General features: G+C 70.5%; 19 protein-coding genes and 1 riboswitch. Of the genes, 5 read left to right on the top strand and 14 right to left on the bottom strand.

Annotated features, from left to right (window positions below; translation table 11 throughout):
- Positions 1-78 precede the first annotated feature (78 nt).
- The 5 genes from DYI95_RS02700 to DYI95_RS02680 form a co-directional block, all read right to left on the bottom strand.
- Positions 79-1491 carry a PTS transporter subunit EIIC gene (locus DYI95_RS02700; protein ID WP_116900929.1) on the bottom strand — a complete coding sequence of 471 codons (1413 nt, stop codon included), beginning with the start codon at positions 1489-1491 and terminating at the stop codon, positions 79-81.
- A gap of 198 nt (positions 1492-1689) precedes the next feature.
- Positions 1690-3009, bottom strand: a complete 1320-nt coding sequence (locus tag DYI95_RS02695) for an exo-beta-N-acetylmuramidase NamZ domain-containing protein (RefSeq protein WP_243149821.1) — start codon at positions 3007-3009, stop codon at positions 1690-1692.
- A 15-nt stretch (positions 3010-3024) separates the two neighbouring features.
- Entirely contained in the window at positions 3025-4788 is a 1764-nt protein-coding gene (locus DYI95_RS02690; RefSeq protein WP_243149820.1) for a glycoside hydrolase family 3 protein, read from the bottom strand.
- A 164-nt stretch (positions 4789-4952) separates the two neighbouring features.
- On the bottom strand, positions 4953-6542 hold the full coding sequence (locus tag DYI95_RS02685; RefSeq protein WP_147308125.1) for a hypothetical protein: 1590 nt from the start codon (positions 6540-6542) through the stop codon (positions 4953-4955).
- A gap of 364 nt (positions 6543-6906) precedes the next feature.
- Positions 6907-7863: a DMT family transporter gene (locus DYI95_RS02680; RefSeq protein WP_116900933.1), complete on the bottom strand. Its 957-nt coding sequence runs from the start codon at positions 7861-7863 to the stop codon at positions 6907-6909.
- 387 nt (positions 7864-8250) lie between these two features.
- Here DYI95_RS02680 and DYI95_RS02675 point away from each other — a divergent pair, with 387 nt between their 5' ends.
- Positions 8251-8862: a hypothetical protein gene (locus DYI95_RS02675; protein WP_116900934.1), complete on the top strand. Its 612-nt coding sequence runs from the start codon at positions 8251-8253 to the stop codon at positions 8860-8862.
- Positions 8863-9103: 241 nt separating this feature from the next.
- Here the strand turns inward: DYI95_RS02675 and DYI95_RS02670 are convergent, their stop codons facing one another.
- From DYI95_RS02670 to DYI95_RS02650, 5 genes are all read right to left on the bottom strand, one after another.
- Positions 9104-9838, bottom strand: coding sequence for an ABC transporter ATP-binding protein (locus DYI95_RS02670; RefSeq protein WP_116900935.1), 735 nt, complete (start codon positions 9836-9838; stop codon positions 9104-9106).
- Positions 9838-10608, bottom strand: coding sequence for an ABC transporter ATP-binding protein (locus DYI95_RS02665; protein ID WP_116900936.1), 771 nt, complete (start codon positions 10606-10608; stop codon positions 9838-9840). The genes DYI95_RS02670 and DYI95_RS02665 overlap by 1 nt, the downstream gene beginning before the upstream one ends.
- Positions 10609-10613: 5 nt before the next feature.
- Entirely contained in the window at positions 10614-11723 is a 1110-nt protein-coding gene (locus tag DYI95_RS02660; protein ID WP_116900937.1) for a branched-chain amino acid ABC transporter permease, read from the bottom strand.
- Between the two features lie 61 nt (positions 11724-11784).
- Positions 11785-12684: a branched-chain amino acid ABC transporter permease gene (locus DYI95_RS02655; protein ID WP_116900938.1), complete on the bottom strand. Its 900-nt coding sequence runs from the start codon at positions 12682-12684 to the stop codon at positions 11785-11787.
- 175 nt (positions 12685-12859) lie between these two features.
- On the bottom strand, positions 12860-14056 hold the full coding sequence (locus DYI95_RS02650; RefSeq protein WP_116900939.1) for a branched-chain amino acid ABC transporter substrate-binding protein: 1197 nt from the start codon (positions 14054-14056) through the stop codon (positions 12860-12862).
- A gap of 512 nt (positions 14057-14568) precedes the next feature.
- Between DYI95_RS02650 and asnB the strand changes: the two genes are divergently transcribed.
- The 4 genes from asnB to DYI95_RS02630 all read left to right on the top strand — a co-directional run bounded on the left by asnB (position 14569) and on the right by DYI95_RS02630 (position 19521).
- On the top strand, positions 14569-16134 hold the full coding sequence (gene asnB / locus DYI95_RS02645; RefSeq protein WP_116900940.1) for an asparagine synthase B: 1566 nt from the start codon (positions 14569-14571) through the stop codon (positions 16132-16134).
- A 122-nt stretch (positions 16135-16256) separates the two neighbouring features.
- Positions 16257-16445: riboswitch (SAM riboswitch) on the top strand.
- 90 nt (positions 16446-16535) lie between these two features.
- Positions 16536-17564: a methionine ABC transporter ATP-binding protein gene (locus tag DYI95_RS02640; RefSeq protein WP_243149819.1), complete on the top strand. Its 1029-nt coding sequence runs from the start codon at positions 16536-16538 to the stop codon at positions 17562-17564.
- Between the two features lie 6 nt (positions 17565-17570).
- On the top strand, positions 17571-18245 hold the full coding sequence (locus DYI95_RS02635) for a methionine ABC transporter permease (protein ID WP_116900942.1): 675 nt from the start codon (positions 17571-17573) through the stop codon (positions 18243-18245).
- Positions 18246-18594: 349 nt separating this feature from the next.
- Positions 18595-19521 (top strand): MetQ/NlpA family ABC transporter substrate-binding protein, encoded by a 927-nt coding sequence (locus tag DYI95_RS02630; RefSeq protein WP_116900943.1) that lies wholly within the window; start codon positions 18595-18597, stop codon positions 19519-19521.
- A 326-nt stretch (positions 19522-19847) separates the two neighbouring features.
- Here the strand turns inward: DYI95_RS02630 and DYI95_RS02625 are convergent, their stop codons facing one another.
- The 4 genes from DYI95_RS02625 to fmdA all read right to left on the bottom strand — a co-directional run bounded on the left by DYI95_RS02625 (position 19848) and on the right by fmdA (position 25899).
- Positions 19848-20780, bottom strand: coding sequence for a lytic transglycosylase domain-containing protein (locus DYI95_RS02625; RefSeq protein ID WP_243149818.1), 933 nt, complete (start codon positions 20778-20780; stop codon positions 19848-19850).
- Positions 20781-20796: 16 nt separating this feature from the next.
- Positions 20797-21615, bottom strand: a complete 819-nt coding sequence (locus DYI95_RS02620) for a histidinol-phosphatase (protein ID WP_116900944.1) — start codon at positions 21613-21615, stop codon at positions 20797-20799.
- A gap of 169 nt (positions 21616-21784) precedes the next feature.
- Positions 21785-24406, bottom strand: a complete 2622-nt coding sequence (locus DYI95_RS02615; protein ID WP_116900945.1) for a S9 family peptidase — start codon at positions 24404-24406, stop codon at positions 21785-21787.
- A 263-nt stretch (positions 24407-24669) separates the two neighbouring features.
- The gene (gene fmdA / locus DYI95_RS02610) at positions 24670-25899 is read right to left on the bottom strand and encodes a formamidase (protein ID WP_116900972.1); all 1230 of its coding nucleotides are present in this window, start codon (positions 25897-25899) and stop codon (positions 24670-24672) included.
- Between the last annotated feature and the right edge of the window lie 359 nt (positions 25900-26258).

Genomic DNA, 26258 nt, shown 5'->3' with positions numbered 1-26258 from the left:
CAGTTCGGGAAGGCGGTTTGCGGGAGGTCGGTAGGGCCGGTGCCCGCCCCATCGCCACCGGCACACCGGTTGACACGGTCAGTCCGCGGTGAAGGCGAAGGTCCGGCTGTTCTGGGCCAGGCTCTCGTCGAAGCCCATGACGTACGCGATGGCAAAGCCGGCGGCGTACGAGATCAGGATGCCCAGCAGGTAAAGGACCGGGCTGGTCACCAGGAACGCCAGCAGCACACCCGATACGCCCAGGGCCAGGGCACCGATCTTGGTGACGGCGATGAAGGCACCGCCCACTGCGCCCCCCAGACAGGCGGCGATGAACGGCCGGCCCAGCGGTAGCGTTACACCATAGATCAGCGGCTCGCCGATGCCCAGGATTCCCACCGGTAGCGCGCTGAGGATGATCTGCCGCAACTCCCGATCCCGCGTTTTCACATAGACGGCCAGCGAGGCGCCCACCTGGCCTGCGCCGGCCATGGCCAGGATCGGCAGCAGCGGCGTATTGCCCAGGGAGTTGATCAGTTCCACGTGAATGGGGACGGTACCCTGATGGATGCCCAGCATCACCATAGGTAGGAAGGTTCCCGCCAGCACCGCGCCCACCAGGGGGCCGCCCACGTCCAGCAGCGCCTTGACGCCAGTAGCAATCCAGTTGGACGCGTAGAAGCCGATCGGCTGGACGACGAACAGGATCACGGCACCACCAACCAGCACCGTGATGAACGGCGTCGCCATGACGCTGATGGTGTCCGGCATGCGGCGGTTCACCGTCTTGTACAGCCATCCGAGAAAGGCACCTGCGATCAGAGCCCCGATGATGCCGCCACGGCCGGGGGCCATGTTGGGAATGTTCTGCAAGCTGGGAGCGATCAGAAGCATGCCGGCCAGTGCGCCGATGGCCCCGGGGCCTCCGTACTCCCGCGCCGCGTTCATCCCGACCAGAATGTGCATGAAGCCAAGAAACGTACCGCCAAGGACCTGCAGCACGGCCAGAAGGGGCACTCCGGCGACGGTGGTCTGGTCCGTGATCCACCCGATGCGAACGAAGAAGTTGGTGAGGCCGATGATGAGACCGCTACCGATGATGGCAGGCAGTAGAGGAAGAAAGATGTTGGCGATCTTCTTGAGGAAACCACGTACACCGGGGGATGCTGCCTTCTGCTCGATGGTGCTCTGGGTTCGCGCCGGAGCCTGCGCCGGGCCGCCCTGCCCGGACTTCAGCTCGCTGGCAACCGCTGCGGTGACCCGCTCGGCCAGCCCAGGACCAAAGATGATCTGCAACTGGCTGCCGGTCCGCACAACGCCCTTGACGCCGCTGATCTTCTTGAGCTGGTTCTGGTCGACGGAGCCGGCATCGACCAATTCCAGGCGCAGGCGCGTCATGCAGTGTTCCGCTGACCGGACGTTAGCCCGGCCCACCACGTCCAGTATGCTCCGCGCGATGGATTCCTCCTGGGCCACGCGGACGCACCCCCTTCGCGGGATGTCTCGCTCCATCCCGGCCGTTGCCACCGGCCAGGACTGGGCATAATGTATATACCACTTGGGCCGTCTTGTTTCCTGCTCCCCGTGCTAGATCACCCGCCATCCCACATACCTGCGGCGGGCTGTAGCCCGTTTTCCCGGCAGTTGGAGCTCCCTGACAAGGCGGGGGGCGGGCTCCCTGCCCGCCCCCCCCCCCCGTATCGCCGGACTCTACCGGTACCGGCCGTTACCACGCAGACCATATAGCAAATACTGCTCCCTAAGGGCGCGGAACTCTGCCAGCTCGTCTTGCCATCCCGCGACGATGGCCTCAGGGCTTTGCCCGGCATCTACCGCCGTCCTGACCTGGGTGGAGCCCGTCAAACGGTCGATCCAGAAGTCAGATCGCCACTGAAACCTGTCACCGTACAGACGCTTCGTTTCAACGATGATGGTGATGGCCGTGCGAATTGGGTCAAACTCGTCCCGGTCCGTCACATACAGCTGGATTCCGCCGATGGTTCGGCCGGCATATTTGCTGAACGTGGGCGCGAAATACGCCTCACGAAAGCGCACGCCGGGCAGCTTGGCATGAGCGAGACGGTGACTGAGTTGCCAGTCGATGTACGGCGCACCGATTAGCTCAAATGGGCGGGTCGTCCCCCTTCCCTCCGACAGGTTAGTACCCTCCATAAGCCCCATTCCGATGTAGGCCATGGCGGTGTCGACAGTCGGCATATTAGGCGACGGCATCACCCAGGGCAGGCCGGTTTCCTCATAGTACATGTCGCGGAACCAGCCCTGCATGGGAATCACCGTTAGCTGGGCTCGCCGGCCCCCGGTGCGATCAGGAACAAAGCGGTCGTTGAATAGAAGGGCCAGTTCCCCCACGGTCATCCCGTGCCGCTGGGCTATGGGGTAGCGACCGACGAAACTGCTGTATTCGGGGTGAAGCACGGGTCCTTCCGCCTGGATTCCACCTGTGGGGTTGGGTCGGTCTAGAACGATGAACTCTGTTCCGGCAAGCGCGGCAGCTTCAAGGGCGTCGGCCATGGTCCAGATGTACGTGTAGTAGCGGGTGCCGACATCCTGTATATCGAACAGGACCACCTCTACGCCGGTGTTCTGGAACAACTGGGCTATGGCATCGCGGTTCTTTCCGTAGAGGTCGTACACTGGCACCCCCGTGCGCTCGTCAACGTAACTCCCTTCTGATCCGCCGGCCTGGGCCGAACCACGAAAACCATGCTCGGGTCCGAATATGGCCACCACATGGACGCCCTCGGCGGTGGCCAGGGCGTCCACCCCATGCCGCAGGTCGGGCAGAACACCAGTGGGATTTGTTATGATCCCGACGCGTTTCCCACGGATCAGGTCTAGGCGGTCTGTAAGTAGGACTTCAAGGCCCGTACGCACCCGGCGCCGGGCAGCGACATGCCGCTGCTCAAGGACGAGAACGGTGAACAACTGGGCGAGCAAGGCCAGGATTGTCACTCCCGCCAGTATGGCCGTAACGGCCCGCCACCGCCAGCGTTGCGCACCGATCGCCACAATCAACACCCCTTTTCAAGGTGCCGGATACCTGAGTCCTGCCCCATAGGGGAACAGGCCGGGAATGGTCACCGGTAGCAGGCCGGAGGGGTTCACCTCGCCCACCAGTACGCGAGCCAGTGCCACCAGGGAAACGGGCTGGTAACCGTAGGTCACCACATAACCGGCTGTGGGAGGCAACACGGCGGCGTCATAAGGATTCCGGGTAGCGGCCACCACAACCGGCTGGTTCGTTCCCGCCAGCCGCTCCACCAGCTGGCGTTGACCGGGATAGGAGGCGGCGTTATAGGTGGTGACCACCACCACGTCGGCATCGCCCGCCCGGCGTACCGCTTCATCCCTCTCGGCGACCGTGGGATTGAGTCCTGTAACCAGTGCTGTTACCCTCAGCCCTCTGGCCTGCAACTCACGCTCCAGGATCATGGAACCAGCCGTTTGGGGCCCCACCACGAAAACGCGGGAACCGGCCAGCAGGGGCAGGACATTGCCCGTGTTCCGCAGCAGGGTGATGCTTCCGTCGGCGATCCGCTGGGAGACAGCCCGATGGTCGGCATGTCCCAGGACGGCCAGGTCATCCCTGCCGGGCAACTCCCATTCGAATAACCCCCGCCGCATCTTCAGTTCGAGGATGCGGGCAACCGACTGATCGATCCGCCGTTCGGAGATTTCGCCGCGGCGGACAGCGTCCAGAACGGCCTCATAGGCCAGGGCCACGTCGGGAGGCATGAGCAAGATGTCGGCTCCCGCCTTGATTGCCTCCACAGGAATTCGCTCGGGCGGCAACACCTGAGCACCCTGCATCCCTAATGCGTCAGTGATAATGACACCGTCAAAGCCCAGCTCCTCCCGGAGCAGGTCCGTTAGGATCGGACGCGACAAGGTTGCCGGTAATCCCGAGTCATCCAGCGCCGGAACCACAATGTGCGCTGTCATCACCGCATCGACACCTGCAGCGATGGCAGCTTTGAACGGGGCCAGGTCAACCCGGTCGAGGGTTGCGCGGTCATGGTGGATGATCGGCAAGCCATAGTGGGAATCGACATTGGTGTCCCCGTGTCCCGGGAAATGCTTCACCGTGGCGATCACGCCCTCGTCCTGGTAGCCGAGGACCTGCGCCACCCCCAGGTCCGCCACGAGTTCGGGATCCTCGCCAAAAGAGCGTACCCCAATGACCGGGTTCGACGGATTCACGTTGACGTCAAGCACCGGCGCCAGGTTCATATTGATTCCCAGCGCCCGCAGTTCCCGAGCGGTCATTCGAGCGGCCTGATGAGCCAGTTGCGGGGAGCGCGTTGCGCCCAGGGCCATGTTGCCGGGGAACTCGGTTGCTGGTTGCCGCACCCGGGCAACGATGCCCCCTTCCTGGTCGGTTGCGATGAGAAGAGGAATGGGTATCCGCTGTTTCCGTGCAAGCTCCTGCAGCCCGTTGGACAGGTCCTGCACCTGCTGGGGATCAAGAGGGACGCCGATGTTCCCGTTCCAGTTGAAGTAGATGAACCCGCCCACGTGATAACGTTCGATCGCTTCGGCAAAGTTGCGGACGCCACGCCCGGACGCAAGGTTTTCATCTTCATATGCGGGATCGGTGGGAGTCCGGCCGTAGACGTCGATCATGAACATCTGGCCCACCTTTTCCTCCAGCGTCATGTGGGCGATAAAACGCTGGATCCACCCGCGGCGCACCTCGTCATCTTGCCACCCCCTCTTGGGTACACCGGCCCAGCCGGCATCCGTGAAACCTGCCGCCCGAGTGGGAACCCCGGCCAGGGCGAGCATCATGGCGAGGGCGATCCACCCTGCCAGCCACCGCCCGTACAGACTAACACGCCGCACCGCACGGCACCCCCTTTGGGACTCTACACTGGATATCTATACAAGTTCGGCGGCATGTCCTTCCTTTTGCCTGTCTAGGAGGCCTGGGGTGTGCAAGGAGTGGTCACGGTCTAATGACGCCCCCTTACCGGCTCAAGCCGCCCTTCCAACATCACCCACCGGGCCGCCGCAGGTGCGGCCGAGCCGGCGGGAACCAGTTCCACCCAGGCCACGCCGGCCGCCGCGTCGACCGCCAGCAGCCGGCGCACGGCGGCGGGTTGCGGGCGAAGGGCCGGCCAGGACCCCTGGGGGTTGGCGCCCCCCTCAGCGGTGCCCGGCTCATCTTCCGCCCCGGGCAGCTGGTGAGCGACCAGGCGCAGGGCGCCGGCCCCGGCCGCCGGGTCCGGAGCCAGGTAGAAGAGCCACGTGCCGCCGCCCCACACCGCACCCGCTGCCGCCACTCCCGAGGGGAGATCCTGGGTACGCCCCGACACGGTGTCCAGCAGGCGCCATCCCCCTTCGCCGGCCACCGGGGCCAGCACCACCCAGCGGCCGCCCGGGCTGGCGGCCACCACCTGCCAGCGCTCGCCGGGGGGCGCGTCAAACAAGGTGCTCTTCTCGCCCGTCCCGGCGTCGACCACGACAAGCTGCTGAACCACCGGCGCCGCCACCGGACCGCCCGCAGGACCGGCGGCAGGTTCCCCTGCCGAACCAGTGGAACCCGGTGCCGGTGCCGTCCCGGAGCCCGCGGCGGACCCGGCAGGCGAACCGGCCCCGGCTCCCCCGCCTGCCCCCGGACCAGCCCCTGCCGGGCCGGCCCGCTCCCTTGGCTCACCCGGCTGCACCGGTTCTCCCAGCGCCGCAAGGAAACGGTCCTCGGCCAGCCAGGGGCCCGGAAGCGCCGACTGCTCGCCCCCGGCCAGATCCAGGGGACGGACTCCGCCCTGGCGGTGGTCGACCAGATAAAGATCGGGGCCCGCACCGCCCTCCTCGGCCGCGGCACCGTACACCCACCAGCGCCCGGCGGGCGACGGTGGCCCCGCCCAGATCAGGCCGGACCCCGGCAGGCGGGACCAGCGGCCCGAGTCGATCTCCAGCTGGAAGGGCGGGTCTCCCGCCACCACCGTATCCGGGCCGGCCCAGGCAAGGCTGCCGGGGCGGTCCAGCCCGCGGGGCACCGGATAGGGCGTGGAGCTCAGATCGCTGCGCACGACCCACAGGTACGGTGTGCCCGCCTCGGCCCGGGTCAGGAAGGCCACGGCATCGCCGGCAGGCGACGGCGCCACGGGGCTGGCCCAGCGGTGGCCCGGCGGCAGCTGGAAGACCCTCGCCGGGTCACCCGCGGCCCCGGCGAACCACAGGGCGTCGCCGTCTACGGCCAGGATGCCTGCCATCCCTTCGGACTCCATGGCCACGGGCCGCGGCAAGAGCCCGGCGCCGGCCGTGAGGTCGACGGGCTGGATGAAAGGCCAGAGCGGGTTGGCAGCGGCCGCCCCTTCCCGGCCGGGCCCGGGGGCCGGATCCGGCACGGCCGGTTCGTCCGCCGGGTCCGGGCCGGCTCCTGGAGCAGGGTTCCCACCGCCGGGGACCGCCGAACCCGGTCCCGAGGGTCCCGTACCGTCCCCCTCCGAGCGCCACCAGCCGTAGCCGGCACCTGCCAGCAGCGCCACCAGGATGGCCACGGTAATCCAGGGGTTGGTTCGGGATCGCCGGCCCGGCAACGTTGCCACCTCCCGCCGTGTGCCCGGCCACCGTTCGCCGCCCCGGCCAGGCCTTCCTTCCGTGAAGGGTGCCAGGTTCTGTCGGGCGGTGGAAGCTCGTCCCCGCCGCCCTGACAGGAAGCAACGAAAAGTCAACGAAAGGCGCGGCCCCATGGCCGCGCCTGACTCGACCCTTCATCACAGATTTCGCCGATTTCCCACCGCTCCGGCCTTGCGGCCTCCGCTGCCTGGCGGCCTCCGCCGCCGTGCCGCTTCAGGCGCTGTACGGCGCCTGGCGCCGCGGGGCCTGAGGGGGCCGTGAGGCCGCCGGCGAGCCGTGTGCCGCCGGCGGGCCTTACGAGCTCGGGCGGCCCGTGCCCGCATCTCAACGCTCCAGGTGCCGGCCGGAAGGCCGCTCCGCCGGCAGCGCCACCCGTGGCCGGGCGCGGCTCGACGCCATCCGCGTCCCGCCCGCCGGCGCCGCCACCAGGTACACGCCCGCCAGAACCGCCAGGCCCCCCGTCAGGTGGGCCAGGGTCAGCCGCTCGTCCAGCAGCGTGGTGGACAGCACCGCCGTGTACACCGGCAGCAGGTTGGCAAAGATCGACGCGGCCCCGGCGCCGATTCGCCGCACCCCCTCGTTCCAGAACAGGTACGCGACGGCCGACGACACCACCCCGATGTAAAGCACCGCCCAGGTGTCACCCGCCGACAGGCTCCACGCCCCCCTCCCGGTGGCCAGGGCGGCTCCCCGGGTGGCGGCCATCATCAGGGCTCCGGCAGCCGATGCGTACAGGGTCAGGGACAGGGGCGAGAGGCGGCGGGTACCGAAGCGGGTCACCACGGTGTACACCGCCCAGCCCGCCGAAGCCACCACCATCAGCACGTCGCCGGGGTTGAACCGCCAGGAGCGCAGCACCTCCAGGGAACCGCCGGCCAGGATCCATGCGGTCCCCGCCAGGCTGAGCACCACGCCCGCCGCCCGCCGGGGCGTCACCCGCTCCCCCAGCAGGGGCACCGCCAGCAGGAAGGTCAGGGCGGGCGAGGCGGTGTAAATCAACGTGCCGTTGATGTTGGTGGTCTGCTGCTGGGCCACGTACTGCAAGGTGTTGTAGCCCGCCATCCCCGTCAGGCCGCACAGGGCGATCCACAGCCAGTCTACTCCCTGCGGGCGTGGCAACCGGCCTTCCCGCAGGTAGACAATGGGCGCCAAAACCAGGGATGCCAGAAACCACCGGGCCATCACCAGATCCGCCGGGTTCACGCGGCGCACCAGTTCCTTGGCGATGGTCCAGTTGCCCGCCCAGAGCAGGGGGGTGAGGGCCAGCAGAAGGTAGGCCACCGATCGCCACCACCTTGCGCCAGAGGTCGTCCCGCCCCTGCGTATGGAATAATGGGCGGCGTGGAACGAGGTGTGATCTCCAGCCAGGTTTTTCCCGGCCGGACTCGCACCCGGGCGGAAGGAACGGGACCTTGCGGCGACGAAACATTGTCAGAACTATCTAACGTTTTCCGGCACTTTTCCAGGTTCCATCCATGGTTCCTGGCACTTTACCGGGCTGCAGGGACGGTTCCAGCACAGCTGGCGCATCCGGAGCCCTTGCGGTACCCGGGGCCGCCATGATGGGTCCTGGCGCCGGGCAATCCGCCCCTGACCCTTCTTCCGGGCGGCCCGTGGCACCCGCCCCCGGCCGCACCACCTGCCTTCGGGCGAAACGAGGTGAAGGGCATGAGCACCTTGCGCATCCCCGATCACCTGCGCTTCTGGGAGCCGGAGGCCGACCGGTTGCTGATCGCCTTCGTCCAGCAGGCCCTGGACGAGGGCGGCACCGTGCTGGACGGGTGCCACCGGTTTGCCCAGGCGCTGCAGGCATCGGGTCCCCGTGTCGCACCCTCCCCCGAGCAGATGGCCATGCGGTGGGAGGTTCTCCAGGCCTTCGGCGGTGACCCCGCCCGCGACCCCGGCGTGATGGTGCGGCGCGCCCGCCCTGCCCCCGGCCGGCCACGACCCGGCGGTGCCCTGCTCCTGGCCCAGCTGGCCGATGACCTGCGGCGCATCGCCGGGGAACTCGAACGGATCGCCCGCCGCCTCGACCAGGCCGCCGCTGCGGGGGAAGGCGCAGGCGCAGCCGCGGCTGCGGCCCCGCCGCCGTCCCCGGTCCCGCCGGCATCGTCCCCGCCCGCCGGCCCGGCCCGGGCGGACGAACCCGGCCCGTCGGCCGGCCCCACCGGAGCCGCCGGCGGCAGCGACCCGGAGAACGGCAAACCCGGCCACCGGCCGTACCCTTCTCCCGGCAACGGGACCCCGCCGCCAGGCGGCTGGGAACCGGACAGCCGGTAGCCAAGGACGCGCTCCGTGCCGGGGAGCGGCGGGTTGCACCGGCAGGAGTCTGCCCCAGGAATCTTCCCCGGCCTGCCGCTTTCTTCCTGCCCCAGCCCGGTGGGGACCTGGCGCCGACCTGGAACAGCACAGGCCCCGGAGCGGCCAACCACCGCCCCGGGGCCCGTCTTTGCGGGGGCAGCACGGCCCCTCCGCCCCGTCCGGATCCTGCACCGCCGGATCCCCCGCCGCCGGCTCCAGCCTACCGGGCGCCGGCCGAACCGGCCCGCCCGCCCAGGTAGGCCTCCTGCATCCGGGGATCCCGCAGCAGCTCGCCGGCAGGTCCGGCCACGGCCACGGTGCCCGTTTCCAGGACGTAGGCCCGGTGGGCCAGCTTCAGCGCGGCCCGGGCATTCTGCTCGACCAGCAGCACCGTCACGCCCTGGCGGTTGATCTCCCGGATGGTGTGGAAGATCTGGCGCACCACCAGGGGCGCCAGGCCCAGGCTGGGTTCGTCGAGCAAGAGCAGCCGGGGCCGGGACATCAGGGCGCGGCCGATGGCCAGCATCTGCTGCTCGCCGCCCGACATGGTCCCCGCCAGCTGGCGCCGGCGCTCCTTGAGCCGCGGGAACAGGTCGAAAACCCACCGCCGCGTCTCCTCCACCACCGCCCGGTCGGCCTGGCGGTAAGCCCCCAGGGTCAAGTTCTCGTCCACCGTGAGGGGGCCGAAGACCCGGCGCCCCTCAGGGGCATGGGCGATTCCCAGGGCCGGCAGCTGGTGGGCGGGCAGCCGCAGCAGGTCCTGGCCCTGGAAGCGGATGCTGCCTTCCCGCGGCCGCACCAGCCCGGAGATGGCCCGCAGGGTGGTCGACTTGCCGGCGCCGTTGGCGCCCAGCAGGGCGACGATCTCGCCCTCCTCCACCTCCAGGTCGATGCCCTTTAAGGCGTGGACGTGCCCGTAGTAGACGTGGACTCCCGCCAGTTCCAGCATCGCCATCAGAACTCATCCTCTTCCCGGCCCAGGTAGGCCTCGATGACCTGGGGGTTGGCCTGCACTTCCGCCGGCGTTCCCTCGGCGATCTTCACGCCGTTGTCCAGCACCACCACGCGGTCCGACAGGCCCATGACCAGCTTCATGTCGTGTTCGATCAGGAGCACCGTGATGCCGTCCGCCCGCACCTGTCGCACCAGCTCCACCAGTTCCGCCCGTTCCTGCTCGTTGAGGCCGCCGGCCGGTTCGTCCAGGATCAGCAGCCGCGGGCGGGTGGCCAGGGCACGGGCGATCTCCAGCCGCTTTTGCTGGCCATAGGGCAGGTTGCGCGCCAGCTCGTCCCGCAGATCCCACAGCCCCACGCGGCGCAGGGCCGCCTCCGCTTTCGCCCGGATCTGGGCTTCCTCCCGCCGCTGGCCCGGCGTGCGCAGCACCGAAGCCCAGAATCCGGCCCGGGCGTGGCAGTGGGGCCCGGACATCACGTTCTCCAGGACCGTCAGGTTGCGGAAAAGGCGCAGGTTCTGGAAGGTTCGGGCAACCCCCATGGCGGCCATCTGGTGGGGAGGCCGGCCCGTCACCCGGGTGCCGGCCAGCAGCACCTCGCCGGCATCAGGGCGGTAGATGCCGGTGATCAGGTTGAACACCGTGGTCTTGCCGGCCCCGTTGGGACCGATCAGGGCGAGGATCTCCCCCTGGCGCACCTCGAAGGTGACCTGATCGACCGCCAGCAGGCCGCCGAAGCGCTTGGTCAGGTTTTCCACCGCCAGCAGGGTCATGGCCGTCACCTCCCGCCCGGGGCGCCGCCCGCCGCCGCGCCCGTGCCGCTCCCGGGGCCGCCCCCGGCCGCCGCCCCGGTACCGGCCTCCGGCCCGCCTGCCGGCCGGCCCGCTCCGGCGGCCACCACGGCCGGTTCGTCGCCCCCGCGCACCGCCAGCCGCCAGCGCCGGTTGGGCCAGAGCCCCTCGGGCCGGAAGATCATCAGCAGCACCATGGCCGCGCCGAACACCAGCATGCGGTAGTCGGCCAGGCCGCGGAACAGCTGGGGCAAGACCACCATGCCGAAGGTGCCGAGAAACACGCCGGGGATGGAGCCGGTACCGCCCAGGATGACGATGGCGAACATCACCACCGACTCCCAGAAGGAGAAGCTCTCCGGGGCGATGACCGTCATCTTGGCGGCGTACACGTTCCCCGCCAGGCCGGCCAGGGCGCCGCCCACGGCGAAGGCCAGCACCTTGTAGCGCCCCGTGTCGATGCCCATGGCCGCCGCCGCCACCTCGTCCTCCCGGATGTAGCTCCAGGCGCGGCCGATGCGGCTGTTTTCGAGCCGCACGGCGATGAACAGGGTCAAAAGCAGGAGGACCAGGCTCAGGTAGTAGAGGTGGCTCATCTGGGCCAGGCGGAAGCCCAGGATCACCGGCCGGTCGATACCCAGGATGCCGTTGCTGCCGCCCGTGAGGCCGAACACGTTGTTGCGCAGGGTGATGCGGACGATCTCGGCGAACCCCACGGTGACGATCAGCAGGTAGTCGCCCCGCAGGTGAATGATGGGCCGGGCCACGGCCACCGCCAGCAGGCCCGCCACCAGCGCCGCCACCGGCGCCAGGACCAGCACCGGGATGTCGAGGCGCGTGTTGAGGATGGCCGTGGTGTAGGCGCCCGCGGCGAAGAAGGCCGCGTGGCCGAGGTTGTATTGGCCCGTTCCACCCAGGATGAAGTTCAAGGACAGGCCGAGCACCGCCCAGAGGAAGAAGTTGAAGCCGATCTCCAAGTAGTAGCCGTTGTACCCCACCAGGGCGGGGAAGGCCAGAGCCAGCAGCAGGGCCAGACCGGCCGCCACCCGGGACCGGGTCAGGCCACGCCCGCCAGCCGTGGCCGCCTGCGTTGCCATCGAGGTCCCCCCTTCCCCCGGCGGGCCTGCCGGAGGCCGCCCGATGCCGGGATGCCGGCACCTAGATCTTCTCGGCCACCCGCTCGCCCAGCAGGCCCGTGGGCCGCACCAGCAGGATCAGGATCAGGATGAAGAAGGCCACGGCGTCCTTCCACTCGCCCGCCACGTAGCCGGCGGCCAGGGTTTCGGCAAGGCCCAGCACTAGGCCGCCCACCATGGCGCCCGGGATGTTCCCGATACCGCCCAGGATGGCGGCGGTGAACGCCTTGAGGCCATAGAGCCAGCCCATGGTGAAGTTGAGCTGGCCGTAGTAGAGCCCCACCATGACCCCGGCCAGCCCGCCCAGGGCCGCGCCCAGCAAGAACACCAGCTGGATCAGCCGGTTGACGTCGATCCCCATCAGCCGCGCCGTCTCGTGGTCCACGGCGATGGCGCGCATGGCCGCGCCGAGCCTGGTGTACTGGACGAACAGGTAAAGCGCCAGCATCAGAAGCAGCGAGCCGCCCAGGATCACCAGGCGCATCAGGCTGACGGTCACGCCGCCCACGGACCAGCTGGCCTCCGGCAGCATGTCGTGGGGAAAGGCCACCGGAAAGGCGCCCCAGATCAGCATGATCCCGTTCTGGATGAACACGGACATGCCCAGGGCCGACACCACGGCGGGCAAGCGGCCGGCACCGCGCAGGGGCCGGTAGGCCACCCGCTCCACCAGCACGCCGGCCAGGCCCACGCTCAGCGCCGCCAGCAGCCCGGCCAGCAGGACCCCCACCAGCCCGCCCGTGCCCTGGCCGAGGGCCCCCCAGATCAAGAAGGTCAGGCCCAGATATGCCCCCAGGGCAAACAGGTCGCCGTGGGCGAAGTTGATCATCTTCAGCACGCCAAAGACCATGGTGTAGCCAAGTGCAACCAGGGCGTAGATCGAGCCCACGGTGAGCCCGTTGACTACCTGCTGGACCAGCATCTGGCATCCCTCCCCCGGCACGCTAGCGGGGAAGGATCCGGGCGCGCGCCGCGCGGGCGGCATCCCGCGCCCGGTCCCTCCCCGCTGTCCCTGGTGCCGGTCGCCCGTTGGCTCGGCCTTCCCGTGCCGCCCGGGCCGCGGCCCGGGCGGCACGGCGGCTCCGGCCGGCGGCCGCCTACTGCTGCGGCGGCACGAACAGGGTGAACTTGCCGTCCTTCACCTGGTACGCCGCGTACACGGTGCCTTCCCGGTCACCCTTGTCGTCGAAGGTGATGGGGCCGGAGATGCCAGGGAAGGCCTGCAGGTCGTTGCGCAGGTAGTCGGCCAGCTTGGCAGGATCGGTCGACTGGGTCTGCTTGATGGCCTCGACGATGACCCGGAAGCTGTCGGCCGCCATGGCCGTCCAGATGCTCACCGGATCCTCGTTGTACTTGGCCTTGTAGTCCTGGACGAACTGGCGCGCCTCTTCGTAAGGCAGGTCGGCGGGCGCAGGCTCGGTGGTGGTGATGAAGCCCTCCGCGGCCGCGCCGGCCGTCTTGATCACCTCATCGTTGTTCGAGGCGTTGCCGGCGGCGATGGGCACGGTGATGCCGAGGTCGCGCGCCTGCTTGACCAGAAGCCCCGCCTGGCTGAAGTAGCCCGTGAAGTAGATCGCGTCGGGATTGGTGCTCTTGAGGTTGCTCAGCAGGGCGGAGTAGTCGCTCTCCTGGGGGTTGATGGCGTCGTAGAACACCACCTGGGCGCCCTTTTCCTCCAGGAACTTCCGGGTCCACTTGGCCAGGCCCTCCGCGTAGGTCGAGCTGTCGTGCACCAGCGCGACCTTCCGGGCACCCAGCTTGTCGACCAGCAGCGCGGCGGCAAACTGGCCCTGGGCGCTGTCCAGGAAGGCCATGCGGAAGAAGTTCTTCAGGCCCTTTTCTGTCAGGTGGGTGGCCGTGGACGACGGCGTGATGTGCAGGATGCCGGCGTCGGCGTACACCTGCTGGGCCGCCTCGGTCGCCGTCGAGTTGTAGGAGCCGATCACGGCCACCACGCCCTGGGAGGCCAGCTTCTGGGCCGCCAGGGTCGACTCGTTGGGCTGGCCCTTGTCGTCTTCGTAGATCACTTCGATCTGCTTGCCGAGGACCCCGCCCTGGGCGTTCACCTGTTCCTTGACCAGCTCGATGGCCTGGCGGAAGCCCTTGCCTTCGGCGGCATAGTCGCCGGTAAAGGGCCCCTGCACGCCGATGACGATCTTGTCGCTGCTCCCGCTGTTCCCGCTGCCCGCGCCACCGCCTGCCCCGCCGCAGGCCGCGGTCCCCACCATCAGGGCGCCCGCCAGCAGGGCCACCATCCCGCGGCGCGCACCGCGCAACCAGGTACCCCCGAACATAATGCCCCCCCATTCACTGCTGCCCGGGCCGGCCCGTTCCCGGCAGCCGCGAACCGGCCACCCCATCCGTCGATACGGCCGATGCGGCGGAACGTGTCACCGGCCGGGCAGGATGTGTTGCGGATTGTCTGAAACAGTGGTCAAAATTCGGCAATTTCGCCCCCGATCCTGCAAACGGGGTTATCAAACTCCTGCCATTGATGGAATCCTCCCCGCGGCATGGTGCCGGCCTTGCCCCAACGATGGTACCGGCCTTACCAGCAGGCAGGGGGCGGCCGCCAGGGTGCTGCCGCCCTTCTCTGGGCCTGCCCGCAGCGGCCAGGGCCCTGTCCGAACGTTGACACACCGGCCGGCTTCTGGTGTGATGAAAAGCGTCAACATGCAGAGCTGGTGGAACCAAAACCGGGTGGACGTTGCCCGCGGGCCAACGCACCCGGTCTTTTTTCAACCGGGCTGCGGAGCGCTCCCGTGCCTGGGGCGCCGCAGCCTGGCCCGAAAGGAGGCGGGACTTCATGTGCGGCATCGCCGGAGCCACCGCTCCCCGCGGTGAAGCGGTGGCCCGCATGCTGGAGGCCATGGCCCACAGGGGCCCCGACGACCAGGGTCTTTGGGTAGGGCAGCACACCTTGGGCCACCGCCGGCTGTCCATCATCGACCTGGCGGGCGGGCACCAGCCCCTGGCCAGCGAAGACGGCGCGATCCGGGTGGTCTTCAACGGCGAGATCTACAACTACCGCGAGCTGCAGGCCGAACTCCAGAGCCGCGGCCACCGCTTCCGTACCCGCAGCGACACCGAGGTGCTGTTGCACCTCTACGAAGACGAGGGACCGGCCATGGTGCGGCGGCTCTACGGCATGTTCGCCTTCGCCCTCTCCACCCCCGACGGGCTCTTCCTGGCCCGCGACCCCCTGGGGATCAAACCCCTCTATGTGGGCAGGGACCGGGATGGGGCGCTCCTCTTTGCCTCGGAGATGGGGGCCCTGCTGCCCCACGTGGAGACCATCGACGAGTTTCCCGCCGGGCACTACTGGACGGAACGGGACGGGTTCGTCCGGTACTATGAGCTGCCCCCGGTGCGGTACGACCTGGAGAGCCCCGAAGCGGCGGTGGAGGAACTCATCGCCCGGCTGCGGCGGGCGGTGCGGCGGCGCCTAGTGGCCGACGTCCCCGTGGGGGTGTTCCTCAGCGGCGGCCTGGACAGCAGTCTGATCGCCGCCCTGGTAGCGGAAGCGCGGGCGGAAACCGGAGAGCCGGTCCATTCCTTCGCCGTGGGCATGGAGGGCAGCGAGGACCTGGAGCGGGCCCGGCTGGTGGCGGCCAACCTGGGGACGGTCCACCACGAGTACGTCTTCACCCGCGAGGAACTGCTGGCCCTGCTGCCCACCGTGATCCAGCGCCTGGAGTCCTTCGACCCCGCCCTGGTGCGCAGCGCGGTGCCCACCTATCTGGTGTCGCGGCTGGCGCGCCGGTATGTCAAGGTGGTGCTCTCCGGCGAGGGAGCGGACGAGCTCTTCGGCGGCTACCAGTACCTCAAGCGGCCGGAGATCCGGGCGCGGCTGCAGGACGAGCTGCGGGAGATCACCCTGGCGCTGCACAACACCAACCTGCAGCGGGTCGACCGCATGACCATGGCCCACGGCCTGGAAGGGAGGGTACCCTTCCTCTCGGTGACCCTGGTCGACCTGGCGTGGCGCATCCCGCCGCGGTGGAAGATCCACGACCGCAGCGGCACCGAGAAGTGGATCCTGCGGCAGGCGGCCCGCCGGTTCCTCCCCGCGGCGGTGGTCCAGCGGGAGAAGGCCAAGTTCGCCATGGGCACGGGCGTGGGCCCCACCCTGGAGCGCTTCGCCGACGCCGCCGTCAGCGACCGCGAGCTGGCGGCGGGCCGGGAGCCGTGGCCGGGGCTGGAGCTGGGCAGCAAGGAAGAGCTGCTGTACTTCCGCTGGTTCTGCCAGACCTTCGGCCACCGGGCCCGGCAGGCGGCCCGGCTGGTGGGACGGAGCCGCAGCCTGAACCCCCACCAGCTCTACGCCCCCGCCTGGCGCGCCCAACCCGGGACGGGGACGGAGATGGCCTGACCTGTTGACAGGCCGGGGCAGGGGTCGCATAATCGGCGTCGTACGGCTGAGCCGGCCGCTGTACCGCAGTACCCGCAGGACGTTCAGCGCGGGACCTTCAACAACCGAATCCGCAACATCTCTTCTTATCCAGAGTGGCGGAGGGACGGGCCCGATGAAGCCACGGCAACCTCCGCGCGGCGGCGCGGCCCCGCCCGCTCCGGCCCGGCACGGCGGCCGGGCGGGTTCCCCCGGGGTTCAACGCCGGCGGGTGGTGCCAACTCCCGCAGAACCGCGTCCTGGTGCCGGGACGCCGTTCTGAGAGATAAGAAGGGATGGCACCCTTGGGCCATCCTTTCTGCGTCTCTCAGGAAGGATGGTTTTTTGTTGCCCTTCACCCGGTGCGGGGTGGGGCCACGGGGGTGAGCGCAGTGACGGAAGCGATGCTGGAGGTCCGCAACCTGGTCAAGGTCTACCGCGGCCGCCGCGGAATGACCACGGCCCTGGACGGCGCCAGCCTGGAGGTGGGCCGGGGCGAGTTCTTCGGCGTCGTCGGCGCCTCGGGGGCCGGCAAGAGCACCCTGGTCAAGTGCATCACCCTGCTGGAGCGGCCCACGGCGGGCTCCATCCGCCTGGGCGGCGTCGAGCTGACCGGGCTGCGCGGCCGGGCCCTGCGGCAGCAACGGCGGCGGATCGGCCTGGTCTTCCAGCACTTCCACCTGCTGTGGTCCCGCACCGCCGCCGGCAACGTGGCGCTGCCCCTGGAGATCGCCGGGGTTCCGCGGGAGCAGATCCGGCGCCGGGTGGCGGAGCTGCTGGACTGGGTGGGGCTGGCCGACAAGGCGGGGGCCTACCCCTCCCAGCTGAGCGGGGGCCAGAAGCAGCGGGTGGCCATCGCCCGGGCCCTGGCGACGCAACCGGAACTCCTCTTGTGCGACGAACCCACCTCCGCGCTGGATGCGGCCACCAGCCGCGCGGTGCTGGAGCTGCTGCGGCGGGTTCACCGCGAATTGGGAATCACCGTGCTGCTGATCACCCACCAGCTGGAGCTGGTGGAGGCCGCCTGCCAGCGGGTGGCCGTGATGGACGCCGGGCGAGTGGTGGAAGCCGGGCCCGTGGAACAGGTCTTCCGGAACCCGCGGGCGGCGGCCACCCGGCGGCTGCTGGCCGCCGCCGCTGCCGGCGGTCCGGCCGGAGACCGGGCGGCCCCGGCACCCGGTACCGGGGACGAACCCGGCCCCGGGGCGGCCCCACAGGCCGTTGCCGATCCGGCCCTGGCAGACCGGCAGGCAGCCCCGGCGGCGGCCGCGGGGGCTGCAGCCGCCCGCTGGGCACCCCTGGCCTCCGCCTCGCCCGGCGCACCCGGGCGGAGCGGTGCCGGCGCAGCGCCGGCCACCGGGTCCGGCCCCCTTGCCCCGCAGGCGGCTCGCTCCCTGGCCGGAGGGAGGTGACGGCGGATGGCGGCGGAGCTTTTCAGCGCCCTGCGCGAGTTCGGACCTGACATCGTGACGGCCACGGGTCAGACCCTGTACATGGTGGGACTGGCGATCCTCTTCGCCACCCTGGCCGGGGTTCCCATCGGCACCCTGCTGGTGGTGATGGACCGGGGGCACATCGCCGCTTTTCCGCCCCTGCGGGCGGTGCTGGCGTTCGTCGTCAACACCGGGCGGTCGGTGCCCTTCATCATCCTGCTGATCGCCCTGGCCCCCTTCACCCGCCTGCTGGTCGGCACCTCCCTGGGGACGGCGGCGGCCGTGCCGCCCATGGCGGTCGCCGCCACGCCGCTGGTGGCGCGGGTGGTGGAGACGGCCCTGCGGGAGGTCGACCGCGGCACCGTGGATGCCGCCGTGGCCATGGGCGCCAGCCCGTGGCAGGTGGTGCGCAAGGTGCTGCTGCCCGAGGCCCTGCCCGCCGTGGTCCTGGGGATCACCATCGCCACCGTCGGGCTCATCGAGTTCTCGGCGGTGGCGGGGGCCGTGGGCGGCGGCGGGCTGGGCGACCTGGCCTTCCGCATGGGCTACCAGCGCTGGGAGGCGGGGGTCCTCTTGGCCTGCGTGGTCCTGCTGGTCGCCCTGGTGCAGGGGGTCCAGTGGGCCGGGGAGACCCTGGCCCGGCGGCTGAACCACCGCTAGCGGCCGGCACCCGGCGAGCGAGCCGGGGCCGCAGGGGCTGGCGATCCGTCCGGGCAAGAGGCGCGGCGCTGCAGGGCCCGGCCGCGGGACCGCTGAACCAGCCCGTCGGCCCGAAGGACCGAACGGCCGCAGGCGGGATCCCGAGAGCCCGGCTCGGGGGGCCCCAGAGTCCGGGCTCGTGCGGGAGCATCCCGGGCAGGGTTGTGCCCTTGCTTCGCCCGGCCGGGCGAGCACCCGAGCAGGCCGGCCGGCGCTGCTGGAACGCGGTTTTGGGGGATGGCTCGCGGGGGGCGGGCCGGTTCGCCCGGGAGGGGACGGATGCGGTGGATGATGAAGGAGGTCGAATGCCATGGGTGTCCTCTCCCTGGTCTTCTCCGGCCGCCGGTGGACCCGCCGGGCGGCGGTGCTGGTGGCGACCCTGCTGATCGCCGTCCTGGTCGCCGGGTGCGGTGCCGGCGGGGCCGGTTCGTCCGGTGAGCAGGGCGACAACCCGGCCGGTGGCAACGGGTCCGGATCGGGCGGCACGAGCGGTACCGTCACCCTGAAGGTGGGGGCCACGGCGGTGCCCCACGCCGAGATCCTGCGCGACGTGGCGGCCCCTGCCCTGGAGGAGCAGGGCATCAAGCTGGAAGTGATGGAGTTCAGCGACTACACCAAGCTCAACCCGGCCCTGGTCGACGGGGAACTGGACGCCAACTACTTCCAGCACATCCCCTACCTGGACCAGTTCAACAAGGACCACGGCACGAACATCACGCCGGTGGCCAAGGTCCACATCGAGCCCATGGGGCTCTATTCGGACAAGATCACCAGCCTCGACCAGCTGCAGGACGGCGCCACGGTGGCCATTCCCAACGACCCCACCAACGGCGGCCGGGCGCTGCTCCTGCTCCAGGCGGCGGGCCTGGTCAAGCTCAAGGACGGCGCGGATTACACCGCCACGGTGCGGGACATCGTGGAGAACCCGAAGAACCTGCAGATCCGCGAGGTGGCCGCGGAGCTGATCCCGCGCACCCTGGCCGACGTGGACCTGGCGGCCATCAACACGAACTACGTCCTGGAGGCCAAGGAAGCGGGGGCGCTGAAGAACCCCGATCCCCTGTTCGTCGAGGACGCCGACTCGCCCTTCGCCAACGTGCTGGCGGTGCGGCCGGAGGACGTGAACCGGCCCGAGATCCAGGCGCTGGCGGAGATCCTGGTGGGGCCCGAGGTCAAGCAGTACATTGAAGAGCATTACCAGGGCGCCGTGGTGCCCGCCCAGGCGCTGATCCAGTAAGCCCGGCCACCCCGGGGGCGGAGCCGCACCGCCACCGGGAGCCGCACCACCACCCGGCCGGTAGGGGGCCTCCCGGTACGGGCCGGCCGGGGTCACCGGTCGAACCCGCCCGGGCCGCGGGCGGAGGACCAGCGGGGGCGCCCGGCGCCCGCGGCCCCAACGCCGCCGGGGCCGGGCGGGCGGCGGGGGCGAAGGCAGGGGCAAACCAAGGTGACGCAAAGTCAGCGGGGGTCGCCGGCGGCGACCCCCGCTGCCCTACTTCTCCTGCCCGCCTTGTTCGACCCGTGCCGCCTTGTTTGACCCGGCCGCCGCCGCCCCTACCAGCCTCACGCCTCCTCCCGCCGCGCGGCCTGGGTGGCCCACAGCCGCAGCACCTTCTCCACGTAAGCCCGGGTCTCGGCGAAGGGCGGCACGCCGCCGTGGGCTTCCACCGCCTCGGGCCCCGCGTTGTAAGCCGCCAGGGCCAGCCGCCAGTCGCCGAAGCGGTCGAACTGGCGGCGCAGGTACCGGGCACCGGCCTCCAGGTTCTGCACCGGGTCGAGGGGGTCGGTCACGCCCAGCTCCCGGGCCGTGGCGGGCATGAGCTGCATCAGGCCCACGGCGCCCGCCGGCGAGCGGGCGGCCGGGTTCCACCCCGACTCGGCTTGGATCACCGCCCGCAGCAGGGCGGGGTCGAGGCCGTGGCGGCGGGCCACCGCCCCCGCCAGCGCCTCCAGCACCTGCCGGGGCCAGGACAGGCCGGCCGCAGCGCCTGCCCAGGAGAGGGACCCCGGAGGGGCGGTCCCGGACGGAGGGAGGCCGGAGGCCGCAGTGCCGGGCGCGGGCGCTGCCGCGCGGGAGGCCGCGTCCGTGGGGGCCGCCGTGGCGGCCGCCTGACCCGGGCCGGTGGATGCCGCGGGCGCGGACGCACCCGGCGCGGGCGCCGCCGGCGTGGACGGCACCGTCGTGGCTGCCGACAGCGCGGACGCCAGCGCCGTGAACAGTGGCGGGATTGGGGTCAAGGCTCCGGTGCCTGCCGGCATCCCGTCCGGGGTGGAACCGGCCAGCAGGCCCGCCATGAGCGCGGCAAAGTCGAGCCGGCCGCCGCCACCGTCGCCGCCCGGGCCCCCGCCGGGGCCCGCCAGCGAGGGCGAAGACCCCGGCAGGGCCCCTGCCCCCGGCTGCCGCCCCGCCCGCAGGGCCGCCGCCCAGAGGAGCAGCTCGATCTCCCGCCAGCTCCCCCCGGCGCCCCCCGGGCCCCAGGTCCCGTGGATGGACACCGCCGCCACCTCCCGCCTAACCCAGGGGCTCCTGCCGGCCGACCCGCCCGGTGAAGACCGTCACCGTGTCAAAACCATGCCGCCGGGCGTAGAGCACCAGTTCCGGGTAGGCCCAGCCCACGTGCTCGGGCTCGTGGGCATCGGAGGCCAGGGTCACCCGGACGCCCAGCCGGCGGGCCTCCTCCAGCAGGCCGGGGTCGGGGTAGAACTCGCCCACCGGCTTGCGCACCCCAGCGCTGGAGATCTCCAGGCAGACGCCCGTCTCTGCCGCCGCCCGCGCCAGGCGCCGGTGGTACTCCGCCAGTTCGTCCCGGTATGCGGGCGGAAGCTTGTAGCCGAACACCTTGATCACATCGGGGTGCCCGAAGACGTCGAAGAGCCCGCTGCGGACGGCCTGTTCGGCCAGGTCGAAGTACCGCCGGTAGGCCTCGCGCACGTCCCGGCCCGGCCAGGTGGCGGGGTCCAGATCGAAGCCCCAGTCGTCGATCCAGTGGACCGAACCGATGACGAAGTCCAGCGGGTAGGACGCCAGGAAGGCCCGGATCTCCTCCTCCCGGCCGGGGATGTAGTCCATCTCGATGCCCGCCTTGACGGGCAGGCCCTCGGCCCGGGCGGCCTGGAGCAGGGCCACGTAGTCGGCCATGCGGAAGCCGCTGCTGTAGCGCTCCACGTACCAGGGACGGCCCAGCAGGGGCGCCCCCTCCACGAAGTTGTAGGCATGTTCCGTGATCCCGATCTCGCCGATCCCTCGGGCCCGGGCGGTCTCCACGAACCGCAGCAGGTACTCGCGGGTCAGCCCGCCCCGCTCCAGGTGCATGTGGTAGTCGATCAGCATGCCTCCCACCCGCCTCCTCCCCGCTGCCTTGCCACTGGCCGCGTCCCGGCCTTCTGGCCGGAGCGGCAGCCCGGCCTCCCGGCTAGGGCAAGCGGGCCGCCGCCCCGGCCAGGGCAGGCGGGCCGCCGCCCCGGCCCCCGGCCGCCCCGCTCCCCGGCCGCCCCGCGCCTCAACTGGGGGCGGCCCGTTCCTCCGCCCGGCCTGCCGCGGGGGCCGGTTCGGGCTTGAGGTAGCGGTCGAACCAGTCCACGATCCGGTCCAGGCGGTAGACCCGGTGCCACGGCTGGCCGCCCCGGCTCAGGCCGTGGCTCTCGTCGGGGAAGCGGACGAACTCCGTGGGCACCCCCAGGACCTTGAGGGCCGTGTAGATCTGCTCCGCCTGCTCGATGGGGCAGCGCAGGTCCACCTCCGCATGCATCACCAGCAGCGGCGTCTTGCACCGGGCGATGTGGTGGATGGGCGACATCTCCAGGTACCGCAGCGGGTCCTCCCACGGCGGCAGGTCCAGGTCGAAGAGGTCATAGAAGCCGATGTCGCTGGTGCCGAAGAAGCTGTGCTCGTTGGCCACGCAGCGCATGGTGACCCCCGCCCGGAAGCGGTCGGTGTGGGTGACGATCCAGTTGGTCATGTAGCCCCCGTAGCTTCCGCCCGCCACCCCCAGCCGCTCGCGGTCGATGAAGTCGTACCGCTCCAGCACCGCGTCGACGAAGGTCATCAGGTCCCGGTAGTCCCGGTTGCCCCAGTCGCCGCGGATGGCCGCGCAGAAGGCCTGGCCGTAACCCTGGCTGCCCCGCGGGTTGGTGTAGAACACGGCGTAGCCCCGGGCCGCCAGCAACTGGAACTCGTGGAAGAAGGCGTATCCGTACATCGCCATGGGGCCGCCGTGGATCTGGAGGATGGCCGGGTACTTCTTCCCCGGCTCGAAGCCCACGGGCCGGATCAGCCAACCGTCCAGCACGTTGCCGTCGGATTCGAAGGTGAAGTGCTCGGGTTCCACCACCTGAATCCGGGCCAGCCAGCCGTCGTTGGCCCGGGAGAGGCGCCGGCCGGTCAAAACGGGGTGCCCGTTGCGGGCCGCGCCCTGCCATGCCGCCGCTCCCGCGGCGGAGGCGCCCGGGCCGGCGGGGGTCGCGTCCCGGGCTGCCGCGGCGGGCGGGGCCGCCGCCGGTTCGTCCAGGGAAGGGAGGTCGGCCACCCAGACCTCCCCGGGGTCGGTGGCCGTCAGCCGCAGGTAGGCGCAGCGCCGCCCCTCCCGGTCCAGGCTGATGCCCCGCAGCACCTGGGGGCCGCCCGTCAGGGGCCGGATGGTGCCGTCGACGCCGAACCAGTAGAGCTGCACCTCCCCGCGGCGGCTCACCAGGGCGTAGAGCCCCGACCCGTCGGGAGCCCAGGCCAGGGTCGCCCCCGCCTCGCCCACCACGTCGTTGACGCTCTCGTCACCCACCGTCAGGTCGGCCTCGGCGGTCAGGCACCGCCGCTGGCTGCCGTCGGCGGCAATCAGGTACAGGTGGGTGTTGCTGTAGGCGCGGTAGCGGCGGGCGTCCTGGCCGCGCACGGCGATCCAGCGGCCGTCGGGGGACGGCAGCGCTTCGTAGACGTCGAGGTCCGAGCTGGTCAGCTTGCGGACGCCCGGCGGCAGCGGGTCGCGGGAGAGGTCGAGGGGCAGCCGCCCGGAGGCCTCGGCTGCGGCCCCGGCACGGGTGCCGGCGCCGGCCTCGCCCTCCTGGCCGGCCGCCGGCAGGGACACCAGGTAGACGTCGGTCCAGGGCTGGCGGTCGGCGTCGGGGTGCGGGTTCGTCACCACCACCAGCTCCCGCCCCGAGGGCATCCAGGCCACGGCCCGCACGTCGTACTCACCGGCGGTGACGCGGGCCAGGGGGACCAGGGCGGCAGCGTGGGCCTCCGCGCCGGGGACCGCGGCTGCGGCGGCGGCACCCTTGCCGCCCGGGCCACCGGTGCCGGCATCGCGGGCGGCTCCGTTCCCGCCATCGCCCGGCGGCTCCGAGCTGCTGGGCGCCGCCAGGTGGGCGCCATCCGGTCCCAGGTCCAGGACCACCACATGGTGGCGGTGCTCGGTGAAGTAACCCACCCCGTCCAGCTTGTAGCGGAGGCGCCGCACCACCTTCACGTCGCGGTTGAACCGCCGGTAGGGGTCGCCTTCACCGGGCTCAGGATCGCCGGTCGCCTCCAGCCCCCGCTCGGGATGAACCTGCACGATGGTGGCCACGCACCGGCCGTCGGGCGACCAGACGGCCGGCCCGCTGCCTTGCTTGAAGAGGGTGAGCAGGCGGGCTTCGCCGCCACCGGACGGCAGCACGTAGAGCTGGGGCCGGGGCTTGTCCTCGCCGCCCCGGCCGGGCCGGGCAGCCGGGGTCGCCGCGCCCGGCCCCCCGCCGCTCGCGGCCGGTTCGTCCCGGCGGCGGGGGCGGGCGTCGGGCGGCAGGGGCCGGTCGGACAGGAAGGCCAGCCAGCGGCCGTCGGGCGACCAGCGCGGCGCCCGGTCGCTGCCCGGACCGGTGGTCAGCGGTGCCGGCACGCCGTCACCGGAGGCCGGGGCCGCGTACAGGTTCGACCGGTACTGGTTGCGATCGGCGTCGATCCAGCGCTCGACCCACACCACCCGGTCCCCGCCGGGCGCCAGGCGCGGGTCGCCGGCGAAGCGGAGGTCCAGCAGGTCCCGGGAGGTGACGGGCCGGCGCCCGGCCTCCCTCTCCTGCCGGTCGCTCGCCACCCCCTGGGCGCGGGGGTGGTCCGCCCTGAAGCCGTTGGCCGTATCGGTGCCGTTTGTCATGGTGTCACCTCGGCGGTCAGGCGTTGCCGTGGGGTGCCAGGGCCGTCGAGCGCCACAGGCCGGGGGCATCCCACGTCACGGGGCGTCCTGTCGCGGGACGGCCCCATCGGGGAGGTTTCGCGTCCCCATCCCGGAACCCTTTGACCACCGGCGGCAAAAGGGCCAGGCGGGAACCCGGGCCATGGGGACGATGGCCCGGGTTCCCGCCTCGGTACCCCTGCGTGATTGGGCTTTGAACCACCTTTTTGAGCTGGCCCGCGCCTTCAGTGGGCCCGGGCCAGCCGCCCGCCTTGGACCCGGGGGACCGGCCCCTGGGCGTTGGGCCGGATGTCGAACTCGAAGATGTCGGTGGGCAGCCACAAGGTGCAGCAAGCGTTCGGGATGTCGACGATGGCGCTGATGCGTCCTTCAACCGGCGCGGCACCCAGGATGGTGTAGGCCTCTTCGCCGGTATACCCGAACCCCTTCAAGTACTGGACCGCTTCCAGGCACGCTCGGCGATAGGCAACGTGGGGATCGAGATAGTACTGCTCCCCCTCTTCGTCCACCGAATACCCCTCGAAGACGAGGTAGCGCGTGAACCGGGGCTCGATGGGGCTTGGCTCGAACAGCGGGTGCCGTATGCCGTATTTGTTCATCCCGTCCTTAATCAGGTCCACGTGGAGCTCGATCCAGCCCGCCATCTCGATGGCGCCGCAGAACGTGATCTCGCCGTCGCCCTGGGTAAAGTGGAGATCGCCCACCGTCAGTTTGGCCCCGGGAACATACACCGGCAGATAGGCACGGGCGCCCCGGGTCAGGTTCTTGATATCCCGATTCCCTCCGTTCTCCCGCGGAGGAATGGTGCGTGCACCTTCCCGGGCAATCCGTTCATACTCGGGCGTGCCCGGCTTGAGGGCACCGAGGATCGCATTGCGCGGTTCCGGTGGCAGCGCCAAGGGGGGTACACGATGGGGATTTTTCGCGATCAACTTCCTCTCCCGCTCGTTCCATTGCTGCAGCAACGCGTGAGAAGGTGCGGTACCCAAGATCCCCGGGTGGGGAATGGCAGGGATCTTGACGCCCGGCACATGACGGGAGACGGCGTAGACGCCTTGGAAATCCCAGATGGCTTTGTGCGCCTCCGGGAAATGGTCCGTCAAGAACCCTCCCCCGTTGTTGCGGGCAAAGATCCCGGTGTAACCCCATGGCATCTTGCGGTGGGGCCCGAGATCCAGAATGTCGACGACAAGCAGGTCGCCGGGTTCGGCGCCGCGGACAGCGATGGGTCCCGTCAAGTGGTGATTCGGCGTGAGATCCATGTCCCGAATGTCCGAGGCATCGTCGTCATTGCGGACTTGCCCGCCGGTCCAATCCAAGCACTCGACCACGAACGTCTCGCCCGGACGAACCTCTGCGATGGCCGGAATGTCCGGATGCCAGCGGTTCTGCAAGACCTCCCTCTGTTCTTCCACCGGGCGGGTCGGATCCACCTCGATCAGGGGCCGTCCCATCGCCACCGCACCCCCCTCGAAGAAATCGGTCGGTATGTCCAGCGTACAGGGCACGGGGAAGGACAAGTCAAAGCCGAAAGATGGCTTCAGCCACCCGATGGGAATGCCCCTGGGGAGCCGTGTTCATCTCTTGTGCTTTTGCGAATCCTTTCGGCCGACCTTATGACGAATAAATTCGAATTGGTGCTCATAAATATGTCTTTTTCCGCGCGAGTTCCTTTCAAAAATGGCGCCGGTTGCTCCGCCCGCTCCCCCGCCCGGCTCGCCCGTTCAGAGGGGCCGAAGGTGCCCCCCACCCACCCCGCCGCGGGCGCACCCGGTGCAGGCCATGCGGCTGGCCGCCCGGCCACTGGAACGGG

Origin of the sequence: Thermaerobacter sp. PB12/4term (genome assembly GCF_003403315.2) — a bacterium.
Lineage (GTDB): Bacteria > Bacillota > Sulfobacillia > Thermaerobacterales > Thermaerobacteraceae > Thermaerobacter.
The sequence above is the reverse complement of the archived record's forward strand: the minus strand, read 5'-3'. Positions and strand labels throughout refer to the sequence as shown.